Annotated in this window: 16 protein-coding genes; 8 read left to right on the top strand and 8 right to left on the bottom strand. The window is 38.6% G+C overall.

The features are described 5' to 3' along the window. Positions 1 to 377 precede the first annotated feature (377 nt). Positions 378 to 923, top strand: coding sequence for a DUF2780 domain-containing protein (locus HRT55_RS19045; protein ID WP_291623777.1), 546 nt, complete (start codon positions 378 to 380; stop codon positions 921 to 923). A 97-nt stretch (positions 924 to 1,020) separates the two neighbouring features. Here HRT55_RS19045 and sodX read toward each other — a convergent pair whose 3' ends face one another. The 4 genes from sodX to HRT55_RS19025 form a co-directional block, all read right to left on the bottom strand. Then, positions 1,021 to 1,317 carry a nickel-type superoxide dismutase maturation protease gene (sodX, locus tag HRT55_RS19040; RefSeq protein ID WP_291623775.1) on the bottom strand — a complete coding sequence of 99 codons (297 nt, stop codon included), beginning with the start codon at positions 1,315 to 1,317 and terminating at the stop codon, positions 1,021 to 1,023. A gap of 202 nt (positions 1,318 to 1,519) precedes the next feature. Further along, positions 1,520 to 2,023 carry a superoxide dismutase, Ni gene (gene sodN, locus HRT55_RS19035; RefSeq protein WP_291623897.1) on the bottom strand — a complete coding sequence of 168 codons (504 nt, stop codon included), beginning with the start codon at positions 2,021 to 2,023 and terminating at the stop codon, positions 1,520 to 1,522. 25 nt (positions 2,024 to 2,048) lie between these two features. Then, a complete protein-coding gene (locus tag HRT55_RS19030) occupies positions 2,049 to 2,231 on the bottom strand; it encodes a hypothetical protein (protein ID WP_291623773.1) in 183 nt (60 codons plus the stop codon). Positions 2,232 to 2,256: 25 nt separating this feature from the next. Then, positions 2,257 to 2,685 (bottom strand): hypothetical protein, encoded by a 429-nt coding sequence (locus HRT55_RS19025; RefSeq protein WP_291610818.1) that lies wholly within the window; start codon positions 2,683 to 2,685, stop codon positions 2,257 to 2,259. A gap of 164 nt (positions 2,686 to 2,849) precedes the next feature. Between HRT55_RS19025 and HRT55_RS19020 the strand changes: the two genes are divergently transcribed. Continuing rightward, entirely contained in the window at positions 2,850 to 3,326 is a 477-nt protein-coding gene (locus HRT55_RS19020; protein WP_291623772.1) for an acyl-CoA thioesterase, read from the top strand. 154 nt (positions 3,327 to 3,480) lie between these two features. Here the strand turns inward: HRT55_RS19020 and HRT55_RS19015 are convergent, their stop codons facing one another. Beyond that, positions 3,481 to 4,740 (bottom strand): glycosyltransferase, encoded by a 1,260-nt coding sequence (locus tag HRT55_RS19015; protein WP_291623770.1) that lies wholly within the window; start codon positions 4,738 to 4,740, stop codon positions 3,481 to 3,483. Between the two features lie 566 nt (positions 4,741 to 5,306). After that, positions 5,307 to 6,083: an FKBP-type peptidyl-prolyl cis-trans isomerase gene (locus HRT55_RS19010; RefSeq protein WP_291610812.1), complete on the bottom strand. Its 777-nt coding sequence runs from the start codon at positions 6,081 to 6,083 to the stop codon at positions 5,307 to 5,309. A gap of 232 nt (positions 6,084 to 6,315) precedes the next feature. Here HRT55_RS19010 and HRT55_RS19005 point away from each other — a divergent pair, with 232 nt between their 5' ends. The 5 genes from HRT55_RS19005 to HRT55_RS18985 all read left to right on the top strand — a co-directional run bounded on the left by HRT55_RS19005 (position 6,316) and on the right by HRT55_RS18985 (position 11,387). Beyond that, on the top strand, positions 6,316 to 7,251 hold the full coding sequence (locus HRT55_RS19005; protein ID WP_291623769.1) for a PQQ-binding-like beta-propeller repeat protein: 936 nt from the start codon (positions 6,316 to 6,318) through the stop codon (positions 7,249 to 7,251). Beyond that, positions 7,233 to 7,496 (top strand): SlyX family protein, encoded by a 264-nt coding sequence (locus HRT55_RS19000; protein ID WP_291623767.1) that lies wholly within the window; start codon positions 7,233 to 7,235, stop codon positions 7,494 to 7,496. The genes HRT55_RS19005 and HRT55_RS19000 overlap by 19 nt, the downstream gene beginning before the upstream one ends. 332 nt (positions 7,497 to 7,828) lie before the next feature. Then, positions 7,829 to 9,457, top strand: coding sequence for an alpha/beta hydrolase (locus HRT55_RS18995; protein WP_291623766.1), 1,629 nt, complete (start codon positions 7,829 to 7,831; stop codon positions 9,455 to 9,457). A gap of 21 nt (positions 9,458 to 9,478) precedes the next feature. Next, the gene (locus HRT55_RS18990) at positions 9,479 to 10,285 is read left to right on the top strand and encodes a hypothetical protein (protein ID WP_291623765.1); all 807 of its coding nucleotides are present in this window, start codon (positions 9,479 to 9,481) and stop codon (positions 10,283 to 10,285) included. A gap of 343 nt (positions 10,286 to 10,628) precedes the next feature. Beyond that, entirely contained in the window at positions 10,629 to 11,387 is a 759-nt protein-coding gene (locus tag HRT55_RS18985; RefSeq protein ID WP_291623764.1) for a hypothetical protein, read from the top strand. A 132-nt stretch (positions 11,388 to 11,519) separates the two neighbouring features. Here HRT55_RS18985 and HRT55_RS18980 read toward each other — a convergent pair whose 3' ends face one another. Further along, positions 11,520 to 11,723: a YheV family putative zinc ribbon protein gene (locus tag HRT55_RS18980; protein WP_291623763.1), complete on the bottom strand. Its 204-nt coding sequence runs from the start codon at positions 11,721 to 11,723 to the stop codon at positions 11,520 to 11,522. Between the two features lie 144 nt (positions 11,724 to 11,867). Between HRT55_RS18980 and HRT55_RS18975 the strand changes: the two genes are divergently transcribed. Beyond that, positions 11,868 to 13,787 (top strand): ATP-binding cassette domain-containing protein, encoded by a 1,920-nt coding sequence (locus HRT55_RS18975; RefSeq protein ID WP_291623761.1) that lies wholly within the window; start codon positions 11,868 to 11,870, stop codon positions 13,785 to 13,787. A gap of 161 nt (positions 13,788 to 13,948) precedes the next feature. Here the strand turns inward: HRT55_RS18975 and HRT55_RS18970 are convergent, their stop codons facing one another. After that, on the bottom strand, positions 13,949 to 16,867 hold the full coding sequence (locus HRT55_RS18970; protein ID WP_291623759.1) for an HD domain-containing phosphohydrolase: 2,919 nt from the start codon (positions 16,865 to 16,867) through the stop codon (positions 13,949 to 13,951). Between the last annotated feature and the right edge of the window lie 21 nt (positions 16,868 to 16,888).

The raw sequence follows: 16,888 nt of genomic DNA, 5'->3' as shown, positions 1-16,888 counted from the left end.
GTCGGACCAGTTTAGTACGAAAAAAATCGTGGTGCTTATGCTCTACTAAAGTTGTTGCGGTGGCAAAAATGCTTTGGTATAAAATGCCTGCGCTACAGAAAAACAATAATAAGAACAAAAATAAAAATAAATAAAGCTAAGAATTAATAAAAATAATAAAAAAATATTAGCTAAAAAATTAATAATAAGAATCTTGTTTAACAAGACCAAAATGCGAGCATTTCAAGCCTTTCTCTTTGAGAAAGGCTTTTTTATTTGTGCAAAGTCATCACCTTTGTTAAAGCATGGCTTTTTATCTGCCTTTAAATAATTCCAACAATAAACTTCCTCAAGCATGTTAAAGTAACTCATTACAAAAAATTAACATGGAGTTAACCGTGAAATTATCAATTATCTGCCTTTCTGCCTCAGTTGCCTTAACAAGTTTAGCTGGCTTAACCTCACTTCCGGCCATGGCCATTGATTTAGGAAGCATCACTAAATCTTCGGCTGAGCAACTTAAAGCAGCAGCCAAAGATGCCGGAGTACCATTTCAAACTAATGCTATGATCGAATATGCTGCCAAGCAGTTAAATCTATCTGAAGAGACGGTATCAGCAAGTTTTGGCTCACTACTTAAGGTTGCCCGAGATAATTTAACGCCGGAAAACTTTGCCTTAATCAGTAAAGCTGTGCCAGATACACAAAGTTATGTAGATAAAGCGCCTAAAGTATCGAAGTCATCATTGAGTTCATTATTTTCAAGTGCCGGTGAAGCAGGTAAAAAATCCGAAAGTTTGGATTACCTCAATTCAGCTTTTGAAAAACTAGGTTTGTCTAGTAAGCAAGTACCAGGTTTAATCAACAGCTTTAGTAGTTATTTAGACAAGAGTGGTTATAAAGAAGCAGCTGCGTCACTCAAACAGGGTCTAAGCTTGCTGTAAACACATATTAGCTTTTCCTATCTACAGCTTGTTTTATTAGCCCATGTATAGCCACGACAGTTTACTCGCTGGCTATACATGTTAAAAAGCCTATCAGCTATTTAGGTGGGAATACCCACAAGACCTTGCCTTGTATTTGTGACTTTCCCACTGGGCCTAACTTTTCAATGGGCACACTACTTTTATGATGACCTTTAAGCCAAAATAAGCCGTTTCTATCCACTTTCGCTAATGACTTAACAATATGACCATAGCGAGGGTGCAACACCTTAAGTAGGCTACCTTCTTTTAAGCTAAATATTTTCAGCCAAGGTACGACAAAAACATAACTGTTTTCCGGTATGCGAGGTGACATGCTCACCCCAGTAACTTTGCAAAAATGAAAACCAAACATAGTGCCTCCTAATAAAAAGTATGCCTAATACCAATTTCACTAAATTATTGCCCACTTGTGCGGGGTAAAATACGCCAAGGCGGCGTTGCTCTCAATTCCAATAGCCAGCTATTGGTCAATCGAGCGCCTTGCTTTGGTTTATTTTTTCTGTGCACAACAAGATCACAAACTTAGTGAAACTGGTATAAGATCAATAAAGCCGTTAAGGTTGGAGTTTGGGGTATACCAGTATTTCTGCTGGTGGATATGGACAAACGGCAGTAAAGGTAGTCACTTTCTTGGTAGCCCAAAATATTTCAGCAAACCGATTTACTTGCTGCAACAACGTCAGCGCAGCATCTCTACTAATATGCTGTTTTGCTTGTGAGCTGGCGAGCATAATGCCGTGCACCAAGTCATGCAACTCTGGGTATTGGCTTAATTGTGGCGCTTTAATGTAATCACCCCATATTATGTTTATTTCTTCTTTTACTTTTAAACCATGCTTTTCTTTTTGGTTTACTAGTCGTAAAAACTGCGCTTGCTCATCTAACGTTAGTGATGGCTTAGCTTTTAATTCATTAAGTAAATCGACCATACGGATCATAGTTAATGCCGCAATTTGCGCACTGATAGGATCGTAGATTTTACAAGGTATATCGCAGTGTGCCATCACCACGGGAAAGTTTAATTTCTTGTCCAACTTAGCGATAAGGTTATAAAGCATCATCATCTTCTTCCTATATTTTGGCTTAGCCTTTAGTGGCGGTAATTTCTTTAAAGACCACAACAACTGCGGCGATAATAACGGGTACTAACCATAATAAATGTACTAAGCCAGCCCCTGGAGCGCTATGATCATGTCCGGGATGGGCGAATAATGGATTACTTAGTAGTAATGCCGTCAGAGCAAATATAATAGCTGTTCTTCTCATGTCGTTATCCTTAGTAGTCAGTAAATTAGTGCATTACCGGTTGGCTGGCATTCACGGCCATTGCCATTTTATTAAGCGAAGATAAACAGTCATCGCATGCGGGGTGTTTTTTACTAAAAGCTAACAGTGGCATTAACGTTAATTTCATTGAAAGTAAGGCTATGGACTGTAAATCTTCGCTATATTGACTTTGCTGAGATAACTCAGCCATACGTTGATGGGGTATTTGTAAATAACGAAAAGCCATTTTGGGTTGGTCCTGCTCTTCATACAAAACAGCTAAGTTATGAAAAGCGCTGATCCAAGCCATTAATAGCTCACTATCTTCAATATTTTCTTGCCACTGCTGCTCTAAGCATTCTATCGCTTGGTGATAATAGTCTTCAGCTAGTGGTAGCTGTTGTTTATTAAAACTATCGTTACCCTTTAAAAGTAATATTTGCCAGACTTCCATAACCCTTCCAAACAATTAAACGCAAATGATAATGGTTCTCATTCTATTTGCTTTATTTGATTCTGTAAAGATAATATTTGCTAATTAACAGTGAACACTATATTTTTGTGCTATCCGCTGCAGATCCACCCTGTACAACTCCATTAACGATAAAGAGCACACTTATGAATACACCACAACGCGACATTACCTTACGATTTTTAGCCGAACCACAAGACGTGAATTTTGGTGGCAAGGTGCATGGTGGTGCTGTGATGAAATGGATAGATTTAGCCGCTTATGCATGTGCTGCCGGCTGGAGTGGACGTTACTGTGTTACCGCTTATGCGGGTGGTATACGTTTTATTGCTCCTATTCATGTTGGCAGTTTAGTGGAAGTAGAAGCGAAAGTTATTTATACCGGTAATTCGTCAATGCATATTGCTTTAGAAGTTAATGCTTGCGACCCTAAATCATTAAACCGTCGTTTAACTACCCACTGTATTGTTATCATGGTCGCAGTTGATCAAAATGGACAATCGGAAAGTGTGCCGCAATGGCAACCAAAAACAGAAGCAGATAAGAAACAACATTCTTCAGCGGTTAAATTAATGGAGATGCGCAAACAAATTGGTGAAGAAATGCAGATCTTTGTCGATTAAGACTTTAGGCCGCCATGTTAAAGCAACTGTAATGGTTGTAGATAAACGGCGTCAGAATAAAATTTCCCTACAAAAATAATGTATAAAGGCGGTGCTAAACCCTAATAGGATTTATCACCGCCTTTTTCTTATACCTGTCTGCTTATAAGACCCTTTACTCTTTCTCAGGTCCTTCAACTAAGTCTTTCAACTGAGTTTTCACATCAATCCATTGCGCCATATATTGAGTACTTTTATGGTGATGGTGATTGAGCATGCTACCAATAAAATTTTGTTGCCTGTGCTGTTCAAGATTATCGGCCAGCTTTAATAAACAGTCCGCTAACGCCACTAAAATTCTTTCTTGTTGATACATTAATTGGCTATTTTGTTGACCTAAATCACTGGCAACTTGCCAAACTTGTTCATCTTGATAAAGCTTTACTGCGGCATCAGCTATTGTTTGTGGCTCATTGGCTATTGCCCCCGGCCAAGCTAGCTCGGTTTGCATGCTTTCGGCACCAATATCAGAGGTAACTGATGGTGTCGCACAATACATAGCTTCAGCTAACTTGCCTTTAATGCCGGCACCAAAACGTAATGGCGCTAAACAGACTTTAGCGCTTTGCATAGCAAGTACCGCATCGTCAACCCAACCTTTAACCAGAAAGCCTGACTTTTCATCATGTAAGTCAGTCGCTTTTGGTGGTGGATATGCGCCATAAACATTTAGCTTAGCGTCAGGCAATTGTTTGCGAATAAGTGGCCATATTTGCTGTTTTAGCCACAATACCGCATCCCAATTAGGCGCATGGCGAAAATTACCTATCGCCATAAAATCGTCACGCTGCTGATAACTCGGATTATCTTGCGTTAACTGCGCCTCACTCAACATAAAGGGACAAAAGTGAATCAAGCTGGCATCAACTTTAAATAAGCGTTGTAGTAAAGCCACTTCAACACTTGAGATCATTAAGCTGATATCAGAGCGGAATATCGATGCAACTTCACGTTTAGCTAAATCACTGGTGAGTAAGTCTTCATCTGTTAGATCACGTTTTTGTTTATAGGCTTGATGACGGCCATTACGTAAGCAAAACAAATCTTCTGTATCTAAAATTCGCAGGGTATCAGGGCAATGCTCACTGACGCGCCAGCCAAACTGCTCTTCCATCATAAAGCGATCAAACATCACTGTATCTGGCTGTAAGTCAGCAATAAATTCATCAAAACTGGTGCAGTTGAGATTGATATTTTCCATGGTAATATTTAAGGCGTTTAAATCAACCATATGCTCAGTTTGTTGCGCTGGGCTGGCAAAGGTAATCTGATAACTTTGCCCTTGGAAAAAGTGGATTAACTGCATCATACGGCTACCTGCCGCGGAAGAGTTAGGTTCAGGCCAAACATAGCCAATTATTAGGAGTTTTTTCATTGGGCTATTTTATACCAATCACACTCATTTTCAATGGCCTGAGTGGCATTTAAAACTCAATAACATCGTTGCTTTCAATCACAATAGCTTATACCAATTCCAATAAGTTTCTTCCCACTCAGCGAGAATTAAAAGGCTTAGAGGCAAGGCATTGAGTGAAGAGAATGCTTATTCCCTTGTCAAAATCAATAACAAAGACTATGAGCCTTTTAAACTCGCCCTTTGGGAGCTTTTCAGCGATATGATAATCACACAGAATTCCTTTAATATAGAGCGACTATATACAAAAAAATTCTATTTATTCTCAAACCGCTGACAAGCTCTGAGTGGGAACTAACTTAATGGACTTGGTATTACGATTGCTCAATCAATCGCCTTGTTCTTGAACATTTAATCTAATTGAATCCTTACTTATAAAAAAAACTACAAAATTTGGCTTTAAATATAGCCTTTCATAAGATACTCAGGAAATAAAAAAAGCCACCAGTAAGTAATTACTGGTGGCTTTATATTTTTAACGAGTAGTAGGTAAATAGCTAAACAAACTTAACCCACATAAACTTTAACTAGTGAGCTGCGTGGTCGTGACCATCTGCTTTTGGTGCTACTTCATCTTTTTGAATTTCTAATAATTCAATTTCAAATTGTAGTACTGAGTTACCCGGAATGCTTGGTGGGTTACCGTTAGGACCGTATGCTAAATCTGAAGGGATAGTGAATTTGTACTTAGCACCGACATTCATTAACTGTACGCCTTCAGTCCAACCTTTGATTACACGGTTAAGTGGGAATACTACCGGCTTACCTTTGCCATCATATGAGCTATCAAACGATTCACCATTTAAGAAAGTACCTGTGTAATGCACTTTTACTGTATCAGTTGCCGCAGGTGTATCACCTTCGCCAGCAGTTAACACTTCATATTGAATACCAGATTCAGTTACTATCACACCTTCTTTTTTAGCGTTATCGGCAAGAAATTTAGCACCTTCAGCTAGGCTAGCTTCAGAAGCGGCAATCGCTGCTGCTTGCTGTTTTTCTTTCATGCTAGCATCAAGATTCATTAGTAAAGCTTGGATTTCTTCTTTTTCGATAACAGCTTTACCGTCAATGCTGTCAACAAAACCGCGTACAATAAGCTCTTTATCTAAGGTTAAACCTAATTTGTCATGCTCTTCTAAGTTACGTTGCATGTACATACCAATTGAAGCACCTAAGCCATAAGCTTGTTTTTGCACTTCAGTGTCTAGTACCGGTGCTTTGACTTCTTCAACCGCTTTTTCGTTACAACCAACAACGGCAACTAACGCAAGGGCTATTAGGGTAGGCTTGAACAATTTCATTTATATCTCCATTTATACAATACAATTGGAGAATTCCCCCAATTTACGGCTATTCATTGTTTAATTTATCTTTTATAGCGCCATTAAGACTTTACTAAAGCCACGATTAAAAAGATAACACTAAACAATTTCAAAAAAGAACTTATACTAACGATAAATGCGCAAATAAAAAAGTATTAATATTTTGTTAAAATGTAATTGGATTTATCCAGTCATCTTATTGACGACACTCATGGCTTGCAAACCTGTAACGCAAGCGCCAATAGAGCGTTGGCAGCAGTCTGTTGAAGGTTCCTATGCCGGCAATATTTCTAAAGATGCCAAATTCTCGGTTATTTCTTCTATTCACCATGGTTTGAGTGTTTGGGATTTAACCAAGAATGAACGCATTTATAACTGGGCACAAGAGCAAAATAGCAGTGATAATTTAGTACTCACCATCGATATAAGTGACAACTCTAGTCATGTTCTCACCGCTAATAGAAAAAACTTTGCCTTATGGAACCTGAAAAATGGCAAGTCAGAGGGTTACTGGCAAGTACGTGAGTCGAACATTAGAGATATTGCCATAAGTAATGGCGGTGATTACTTACTTATTGGCAAAAGCAACGGTACTGTGGTGCATGTCAGCGTTGATACAGGTAGACGCTTAGAATTCCTTGGCCATAAAGAAAAAGTTAATAGCGTTGATATGCTGCCCAACGGTCGTGTGGCTATGTCTGGGGGTAACGATTTCATTGCCTATGTATGGGATACTCAATCAGGACAAGTTGTTTATCAATTTAATCACAGCTCTCGCGTATCAAAAGTAGCATTAGATGCGCAGGCCCGTTACGCCTTTAGTGCCGACAGTATGAAGTCGGCTTATATATGGGACTTAAAAACAGGTAAACGTATAAGTACCTTACAAGGGACAAAACGCCATGAAGTATTTAGTACTGTGCGTTTTTCACCCGATGGCAAAACCATGATCACCGGCGCGGCGAGCAGAAAAGTCAGTGTTTGGGATATTGCCACAGGCAAACGCCGTGCACATTGGTTTGTCACACCAAAAGAAGCAAAAAGACCTACCGGGGCTGTTGTGTATAGTGTCGCATTTGGCGATAATAACGATCTATTAACGATAAGTTCATCAGGATATGTTGAATCATGGCCAATGCCGAAATAACCCTTAGCGCTAAAAGCTCGAAAACTAACTATGTTCAGCAGCTTGAAGAGCGTGTTGACGCCTTAGAATCACGTAACGTTTTTCAAGATGATGTAATTGAACAGCTAAGTGAAGAGCTAGCCGCCCATCAACATGAAATCTCAGAGCTGAAACATCAAATTCAATTAGTCGCTAATCGTCTTAAAGATGCTGGTAGCTTATCAGATGATATAGACGACGTTGAGCCACCACCACCGCATTATTAAATAATCGTTAGTATCATACAAACTCAGACAAGAATGAATCCACTGCGATTCCCTCAGTTTTATGTAGGTGCAGCTTTATTCAAGCCGCGCCACTAGAGAAAGCAGGCTGCCCATCTTTTTCACCATTGGCTTTACTAATTTCTTATTTTATTATCCCTAATAAATTCTAGTTACTCCCTTTAAAGCGATCCTCTGACTAAAAATAAACCCTTTTCTTATTGTTAATAAGATGTAACCATACCATTTCATTAACGATAAGGAATATCATAACAATGAGGCAAACGGACAAACAGACAAACGGGCTTAATCTTCAGTTATTGCTATTAACAAGCATGTTAACAAGTGTAAGCGCCGTGGCCGAAAATACTGACTTTATACAGTTTGAAGCGCCTTTAAAATACGAACTTAATTTAACTGATAACGAAACAACGCAGCGTTATGGCTGTGATTCAATTCAAGCAAGTTATAACCAAGGTTCAACGACGACAGATAAGGCTAATAGCGAAAGACAATACTCTCCCGAGTCTTGCCCAAGACCACCAACAAGACCACCAACACCACAGCCTCCAAAATACTTAACCAGTGGTTATAAAAAATCACCTGATACCAGCTTTACCACGCAAGCAACACGCACTGTAAGCTACTGCGTAAGATATGATGGCCAAAATCCAAAAGCTTATCCAGAACAGCCTTTGCCAATAACCTCAACTCAAATACATAGTAAAGATACTTCCTTATTCAATAAAATATCAGCGGTTGTACCGCACCAAGTGACGTCTACTGCTGAGTTTTTAGCAAAAGAGACACAGTTTATAGCCCCAGAACGGGCTTCTGGATCTCGCTGTGTTGAATGGCGACAAAGACAAATAAGTTCAACTTCAGGTTATGTTTCCGTGCGTTACGGTAAAGATAAAAGGCTCAATAAGCCGATTGTTTTTGTGCAGGGGTATGGTAGTGATTTTAACGAAGGTTTTACCATGAACCAAGTTGCTAATGAAAAAGATCAATTCGATGATTTTATAGAATATAGCAAACAACTCAATACTTATAGACATATCTATAATGCGGGTTATGACTTAGTACTCTTTCGTTATGCCAAGCAAGATTCTGGCATAGAATCTAACGCTTGGGCATTAGCGACCTTGTTAGAAAAGCTTGCCAAAACAAGCGCTGAAGTTAGGGTTGTTGGTCACTCCATGGGCGGCATTGTTGGTAAACTAGCCATCATGTATATGGAAAACACCGGTAAAGTGCATAATGTTAGTGACTTTGTTGCCATTGACGCACCTTTTTATGGTGTGCATGTACCAAAAGATGTCAGGAGCTTTGCTGATGAATTAGAGAATCAAGCAAGAAAAATAAGATGTAAGCTTTACCGCCATAGCAGTAGAAGAAGCCAATGTAGAAACGAGCGCCGCCGCTTAAAGTCTATTAATGATATTTTTTATTCTTACACTTTCAAGCAGTTGGATGAAGGTAGCCCACAAAACATAGCCTTACGACAACGTTTTAAAGATTTAGCGATTTTCTTTAATCCAACCCGAAGCACTGCGGTTTCATATGGCACAGAAGTTTCAAAACCTATTCCTCAGGTGTATTTTGGTGCTGGCTCTAGGCATAATTTAAAAGTTGATGTTAAATGGCGTCTTTCAGGAAACAGGCGTTCTCGTTTAAATACCACAGCAAAAGAGGGACGCAATGGTAGCTATGCCATGACATATTTTGATATTAGCAAGCAGTTAATAGCAGCTAAAAATATGTCATACCACATAAAAAAGGCAATAAAACAAGATAATAAGATGCAAGGAAGACATGTTTTTGTTACCACAGACTCAGCCTTTGCTGGGAAAGATGGCAGTTTTGATAAATATACCTTTGCTGAAAATCGCTTTTCTGGCGGACATCAAGAGCATAAGTATGTGCTTTTTTCAGACACATTAACTAACGTTTTGAAGCTATAACGCTTGTATCGAGGAGTAAATATGAAATATATGATGATTTTTATTACTGTATTGGTTTTATCTAGTTGTCGTTCAGATAAAACCAATACAGAATCAAGTAGTAGTTTTATTTATGATATTAGTACCTTAACTATCGCTTTATCACATGAATATTTAACACCTGCCGAGGGTTATTTTACACATATAGACACACACTCTGTTGCTCAGACTTTGCTACAAAAAGAATCGGGTGGTGATCTATTCTTAGCCTCAACAGACCAAATATCACTTATATCACCCTACGGCACTATAGCTCACGGAGAAAATTATAATGAGACCACTTTAGGGGGATCACATTTAGCATGTTGCTCATTTACTATTAACTTACCCGAAAATAATATCAATTTCGACAAGGTCAAAAAATTATTAGACGACAATATTTGGAAAGTAGTGTTTAAACGCCATGGAATTATTGAAGATAGCTTTTCAATTGCTTATCCGGCTCCAGTAGCAATAACAGACATGCACAAATTATTCGTACTGTCTGATCAGGATTTTACCTTAACTTGGAGTGATAGTAATAGTGCTGGTTCAGTTGACGGGACTATTTATTCAAAGTGCTTTGATAATGATCAAGTAAGGTTCGATACCGTTAGCTTTGAAGCAGGTACTCATAACCTTTCAATACCACTAAGCAACACTGATGGCTGTAGCGATCATGAAGCAAGCATAAATATTCGATTTATTTTCGAAGCCAAAGCGAATAACACAACTGACTTATTAAATGCCCCACTAAGAGGAATACCATTTTTTGTACAATTCTTTGATCTACCATTAAAAATAAATTAGTAGGTAAATAGCAGAACAATTTAATTTTATAATTAGGATCAAATTTAATAATTTATTTAATAAATTCAATCGGGGTCAGATCAACTTTAATGAGTACTTAACGTTGATCTGACCCCACTCACACCGACAAGAATTAAAGCTTAACCACTACTGATAGAGAAGCAAGAAATGGCGATTACACCAGCACCTATTTTGATACTTATTCCTTTCTTACCAGTAAGCATTCCCCTCATAGCGAGGTATATTACCGTTATGGCATTACTGACTTATTAAAGTTAAACCTATAGTTTGCATATTGCCAATTTAAATACATTGATTAGATTGGCTTTTAAAAAGAACGCTGATGAAAATGAAACACTTTCTTATATTACTTATCGTTATTTCTTTATCTGGTTGCTCTTCAGAAAAAAGTGAGACGACATCGAGCAGCGATTTTGTTTATGGTTTCGAAACACTAAGCTATATTATATACCCAGCTTATGGAGATGATCCTAGCACCCATAATATAATAGGAAATATTATGCTACTAGGTTCCGGAAGACTATCGTTATCAGATAATGACCAACTTAACCTTATTAGCCCTGCAGACCATGTAATAAAAGGAACAAATACTACAATAGCCTACTCTTCAGACCTAGAGTGCTGTAACTTCGGTGGCATTGATAATCGGACGTTAGCTGAAATTCAAGATAATAATACTTGGCGAGTAGAGTTTAAACGCCAAGGCATTGTTGAAGATAGCTTTGACATTAAGTTTCCAGCGCCAATTACGATAGAAAAACCGCAAACATTAAGTGTATCGCAAGATCAAAATTTTACTTTTAAGATAATCAGTACTCATAGCGCAGGAGGGATATCAGTAATGATGGACTCAACGTGTTCCGAAGCGAATACGTCAACTTACATTGAAGTGACAGAGGATGATGAGGTTATCACGGTGCCACTAGATTACACCGCTGGTTGTATAGACCAGGAAGCAAAAGTATCCATTACTTATTATGCTGGTGCACAAGTCAATCCCACCACTGACTTATTAAGTGCCACCATTACTGGCACACCTAATTTAATTCAGAATATAAAGCTACCATTAAAAATTAATTAGCTAAGCAATATCAATAAAGAAGTTACATCTAATGCTGTGACCTCTTTATTAACTCAATACTCTTATAGACATGTAGCTAACAAAGAAGACTACATTGCGTTATCGTGTATTGACTGCTTTCACTTAAGCTAATTACTGCTTAAACACACCAATAACTTGTTCATGTTCACGCACAACTTTCTCAACTTGTGCTTCCGTTTGCACCATTTGTTCACCACAGCTAACGCAGGTCACTTTTTCTACGTTATTTTCTTTGGTCAGTGCCAGGGTATCCATAGCTTTACATTTTGGACAGACTGCACCAGCGATAAATCTCTTTTTTAGGGCTTTGTTCATTTTTACCTACTTCTTCTACAACTAAATAGTTAATTATCGCTATTTTACCTTGAATAGTGGTCATAGGAAAAGCGACAATGCACCTGCATTTTTTTAGCTTGTATTTTTCCAGCAACGCTATGCCATTTTATCGAGGAATTACCATTGATTATAGCCACAGACCTAAGCTTAGATAGAGGGGCTAAAAACCTAATAAAATCATCTAGCTTTACCATTCACCCTAATCATAAGGTTGGCTTAGTAGGCAGTAATGGCTGTGGTAAATCATCTCTTTTCGCCGCACTCTTGGGTGATTTAACCCCAGATGCTGGTGATTTATCCATGCCAACAAGCTGGGATATAGCGACAGTAAGACAGGAAACGCCGTCTTTAGAGCGAAGCGCTCTTGATTACGTTATGGATGGCGATAAAGAATTTCGTCAGTTAGAACATGATTTAGAGCAAGCTCGTATCATGGATAACGGTAACCTTGAAGCCACCATTATTAATCAAATTGATACCATTAACGGCTATAGCTTACCTGCCCGTGCTGGTGAGTTATTACATGGTTTAGGTTTTTTACAGTCACAACTAGCTAACCCGGTAAAAGATTTCTCGGGTGGTTGGCGCATGCGTTTAAACTTAGCGCAAGCGCTAATATCTCGTGCTGATTTATTATTACTCGATGAACCGACCAACCATTTAGATTTAGATGCTGTTATTTGGCTACAACGCTGGTTAAAGCGTTTTACTGGTACGCTAGTACTGATTTCACATGACAGAGACTTTCTTGATACGGTTATTGGTCAAATTTTACATATTGAGCACCAACAGGCAAAATTATACAGCGGCAACTACACCTCTTTTGAACGTCAACGCCGCGAACATCTAGCGCAGCAAGACGCACAATATCAAAAGCAGCAAAAAGAGGCTGCCCATCTAACCGCTTTTGTTGATCGTTTTCGTGCCAAAGCCAGTAAAGCCAAGCAAGCACAAAGCCGATTAAAACGCTTAGAGAAATTACCTGATTTAGCGCCGGCTCATGTTGATAGTCAATTTACTTTCAGCTTTGAACAACCGGAAAGTTTGCCCTACCCACTATTATCACTTAAAGAAAGTCAGTGTGGTTACCCTAAATCGGATCATGGTGAACAAGTCACTATTTTAAATGATGTAGGTTTAACGTTAGTGCCGGGCAGTCGCATTGGTTTATTAGGGCGAAATGGCGCGGGTAAATCAACCTTAATTAAATCTCTCGCCGGAGATATTGCTTTACTTAACGGCGAGCGATATTGCGCACAAGAGCTAAAGATTGGCTATTTTTCTCAGCACCAATTAGAGCAATTGCATGTGGCATCGAGTCCTGTTGATCATATCTTGCGTGCCAAGCCTGCCTTAGGTGAGCCGCAAGCTCGTACTTTTTTAGGTAAATTTGGCTTTAGCGGCGACCAACCGCTTGAACCGGTTACCAACATGTCGGGCGGTGAAAAAGCACGTTTAGTACTGGCATTAATCGTTTTAGAAAAACCACAATTATTACTACTCGATGAGCCAACCAACCATCTCGATTTAGAAATGCGTCAAGCCTTAGTAATGGCGTTGCAGGACTTTGAAGGCGCTATTATATTAATTGCCCATGATAGGTTTTTATTAGAATCCTGTGTTGATGAATTTTATCTGGTTGCCAATGGTCAGGTTAGTGACTTTAGTGGTGATATTGATGATTATCAACAATGGCTTAATGATGATAAGAAACAAGCGGTAAAGTCGATTAAAAGTGAGCAACAAAACAGTGATAAAGGCTTAGACAAAAAACAACTGCGCCAACAACAAGCAGAGCTAAGAAAAAAATCTGCGCCACTGCGTAAAGAAGCCGATAAGTTAGAGAAAAAGATACATCAATGGCAGGAAGAGTTAACTAAGGTAGAAGCTTTATTAAGCGACAGTGAGATTTACCAAGCAGATCGCAAAGTTGAATTGACCGATTTACTGAAAAAACAAGGGCTATTGAAAAGCGATATTGAAGATAATGAAATGGAGTGGCTTGACCTTGCTGAGCAGATTGAAGAAATGATGTCAGTCTAAGGTAGGTAACTACCTACTCTAATAATCAGCTAGCCGACTAGTTACCTAGTCGACTATGCAATTATTCGGCTATTAGTCGAATTTAAGGGAAGTGTTCTTAGCTTATCCTGCTAAATAACAGAGCACTGAGCCACTTTACATTAAGCAATATCTAACATCAGTTATGTTGATAGATATTGGCTAATGTCCACCTCATCAATTTGCTCTGCTGTTAAGAATTTTTCCGCGTAATCAAGATAAACTCCCGAGCTTAAAAATAATTCAAATAAGTCATTATCGATATGCTTGCCCTTGCGCATATTATCAAGAATAGCAATGCTCTGGCTTAACGACTTAGCCTCTTTATAAGGCCTATCACTGGCGGTTAACGCTTCAAATATATCTGCAATAGTCAAAATCCTGCTTTCTATACAGATTTCATCCCCTTTTAAACCTTTAGGATAACCCTTGCCATTTAACTGTTCATGATGGGCACTGGCAATTTCAGGAACACGCTTAAGATTATCAGGAAAAGGTAATTTCTCAAGCATTTGAATAGTTTGAACTATATGATGATTAATAATATAGCGCTCTTCAGTGTTGATAGTGCCTCGTGTTATCACTAGGTTATTTAACTCACCTAAATTAAAGCGATATTTAGGAACCGCCATGGTAAAGCTAGCATGAGACTCTTGCTCAAGATGACCAGCGATATGATCGATACAATGTTCGGGTTTATCTTCGAGTAAAAACTCGCGTACAGGTAATTGCTCTGTCGATGCAGGTTTACGCTCTTTTTCAGCCTGAGATAGACCCAGTGTGTCATCAAAATAACGTAACCACTGGCGCTGAGCGACTTGATTGATCCGTGTTATCGCTTCACTAGACATCATTTCTTCCCCTAAATTACATCTGGCAATAAAGGCAAAGTCTTCTTCTAAGGCGGAAATCTCATTAGCTAAGTATTTGTCTGCTACTGCTCGATCTTTTCCCGCAAGAATTTGCTCTAATGAATGAATGTGCGCATCTCGTCGCAATACTTCAAAACGCATACGAACTTCATGAATGCGGTTATAAATAGTTTCTAGCTTGGTGGCTTTATCAACAACATTTTCAGGAGTAGTTACTTTGCCACAGTCATGTAGCCAAGCTGCTGTTTTTAACTCATACCATTGTTCATCGGTTAAGCTAAAGCTCTTTAAGTTTACCTGTGTTGACTTAGTTGCTTGTTCAGCCAGCATCATAGTTAAGGTAGGTACACGTTGACAATGCGCGCCGGTATAAGGCGACTTAGTATCAATAGCACCGGCAATTAAATGAATAAATGACTTCAACAACCGCTCTTGGTTTTCTAGCAATTCATTACTTTCAAAGGCAACCGATATAAATTTTGATAAGGCGGTACAAATCCCTTTATATTGCATTTTTTCAAATTCAGTTAATGTTCTAGTGAAAGTAAAGCCAAGGAAGCCATCGACTTGTTTGTCACGGTCCACCAGAGGTAAAAATAAGACATAAACATCATCACTTTTTTGATATATATTTTCATAAATAAAACTAGCCTTAAGCTGTTCATTTAATTTAGCAAACTGTGCTTGCCCTGCTCCTTGTAAAAAATTTTCCCTTTGCTGAGCTGTCTGTTGCGCCGAGTCAATCGAAGTGAACTGCTCAGGATCTAACACTGTACCATTACCCCAGGCTAAAAATATTTCCCATATATAGTGTTGCTTTTTATCTGCACGATAGATAAAAGCAGCATCAGCTTTTAACATCTCGCATCCTTGGCTACAGATATTTTTAGCCAAGGTTTTTATGTCTTTTTCTGTTGCCAACATATTAATGATGGAAAAAATATCTTGCAGAGAGTTACTTACCGCTAACATATCTTGCTCAAGTTCATTTAGCTCTTCGATAAAAGAGTCGCCTGAAGAAACTTGATTAAATTGTAAACTTGCCAGTCTATGTGTACTTTTAACTAAGCGATGGATTGGACGAACAATCACGCGAGCAAAGAGCCAAGTAATGGGAATAAAACATAAGATAATCACAGCTGATATAACAAGATGGTCAAACAACGACTGCCTTACCGCAGCAATCACCTTAGCTTTAGGCGTAGCTATAAGGAGCTTAGCACTAGCTTGAAATTGTGGATGTAGCAGGGCTATTTTCGCCACCCAGACTTGTCCATTAAAGCTAAACTCATTTAAGCCTTGTTGATTTTTATCATTATCAGCAAAATTAATAATGCTTTGATGATCATACTTGTTAGCGCTAGCAACTGGCTCATCCATTGTTATCAGAGTAAAGTCACCTGAGTATTGATAGGCTAATACTTCATTTTCACTATTAAGAATTATCTGTAGATCGTTTTCGGTAACCTGACTAAGTTGCATTAGCTCTGATACTGCTTGCACATTAAAATCAATGGCACTGACTACTTCGGTATCACTCAGTACCAGGCTAATAATACGGTGTTGCTGTTCATATTCTTGATAGGGAGCAACAACCGATATTTCTTTGGAATTTAACCCCTTAAGATACCAAGGTCTACTAAAAACTTTATATGATGTATTGCTGACAATGGGGCTGCCTATAAGGTCTAATTGAGAATTTAGAAAACTAAATATTACCTTACTCTGACCATCAGGCGAGTATTCTAGTATTTCAAAAACAAATACTGCCGCTATCGGCGCTTTATATTGCTGTCTATCTGCTTCATTAAGTAATTGCTTTACTGAAACAAAATCACCATTTTTAAAGCCGAAATGCACCGCATTACTTAATGGGTCAATGGCAAGGTAATTGGCCAATTCATCCAATAGCGCAGTATCATTTATATAGGCTGAAAAGTCGTGCCACTTATCCTTACTGATGTGTTGCTGTAATCGCAAAGCGGCAGGAGTTAGGTGTTTTTGAAAGCTATGCGTTTGACGTTTTATTGCTAGGTCAAACTTTTGTAAGGTCTCATCAAAAGCTGACTCCGACATACGGTAATAGTTAACCGTTATTAAAGTACCAGCACTGATAAATAAAAAAAAGATAAAGGCTAAACTTATATAACTAGTTAAAGAAAGTTTAAACCCTCTCAATAAACCCTTCATTAATGACTTCCGCAGAGGTGA

The organism is Colwellia sp. (genome assembly GCF_013214175.1).
Lineage (GTDB): Bacteria > Pseudomonadota > Gammaproteobacteria > Enterobacterales > Alteromonadaceae > Colwellia.
The sequence above is the reverse complement of the archived record's forward strand: the minus strand, read 5'-3'. Positions and strand labels throughout refer to the sequence as shown.

Coding starts and splice junctions, on each gene's coding strand:
- sodX (WP_291623775.1), bottom strand. CDS start 1,317: ATGTTTGGTTTTCATTTTTGCAAAGTTACTGGGGTGAGCATGTCACCT.
- sodN (WP_291623897.1), bottom strand. CDS start 2,023: ATGCTTTATAACCTTATCGCTAAGTTGGACAAGAAATTAAACTTTCCC.
- HRT55_RS19030 (WP_291623773.1), bottom strand. CDS start 2,231: ATGAGAAGAACAGCTATTATATTTGCTCTGACGGCATTACTACTAAGT.
- HRT55_RS19025 (WP_291610818.1), bottom strand. CDS start 2,685: ATGGAAGTCTGGCAAATATTACTTTTAAAGGGTAACGATAGTTTTAAT.
- HRT55_RS19020 (WP_291623772.1), top strand. CDS start 2,850: ATGAATACACCACAACGCGACATTACCTTACGATTTTTAGCCGAACCA.
- HRT55_RS19015 (WP_291623770.1), bottom strand. CDS start 4,740: ATGAAAAAACTCCTAATAATTGGCTATGTTTGGCCTGAACCTAACTCT.
- HRT55_RS19010 (WP_291610812.1), bottom strand. CDS start 6,083: ATGAAATTGTTCAAGCCTACCCTAATAGCCCTTGCGTTAGTTGCCGTT.
- HRT55_RS19005 (WP_291623769.1), top strand. CDS start 6,316: ATGGCTTGCAAACCTGTAACGCAAGCGCCAATAGAGCGTTGGCAGCAG.
- HRT55_RS19000 (WP_291623767.1), top strand. CDS start 7,233: ATGGCCAATGCCGAAATAACCCTTAGCGCTAAAAGCTCGAAAACTAAC.
- HRT55_RS18995 (WP_291623766.1), top strand. CDS start 7,829: ATGTTAACAAGTGTAAGCGCCGTGGCCGAAAATACTGACTTTATACAG.
- HRT55_RS18990 (WP_291623765.1), top strand. CDS start 9,479: ATGAAATATATGATGATTTTTATTACTGTATTGGTTTTATCTAGTTGT.
- HRT55_RS18985 (WP_291623764.1), top strand. CDS start 10,629: ATGAAAATGAAACACTTTCTTATATTACTTATCGTTATTTCTTTATCT.
- HRT55_RS18980 (WP_291623763.1), bottom strand. CDS start 11,723: ATGAACAAAGCCCTAAAAAAGAGATTTATCGCTGGTGCAGTCTGTCCA.
- HRT55_RS18970 (WP_291623759.1), bottom strand. CDS start 16,867: ATGAAGGGTTTATTGAGAGGGTTTAAACTTTCTTTAACTAGTTATATA.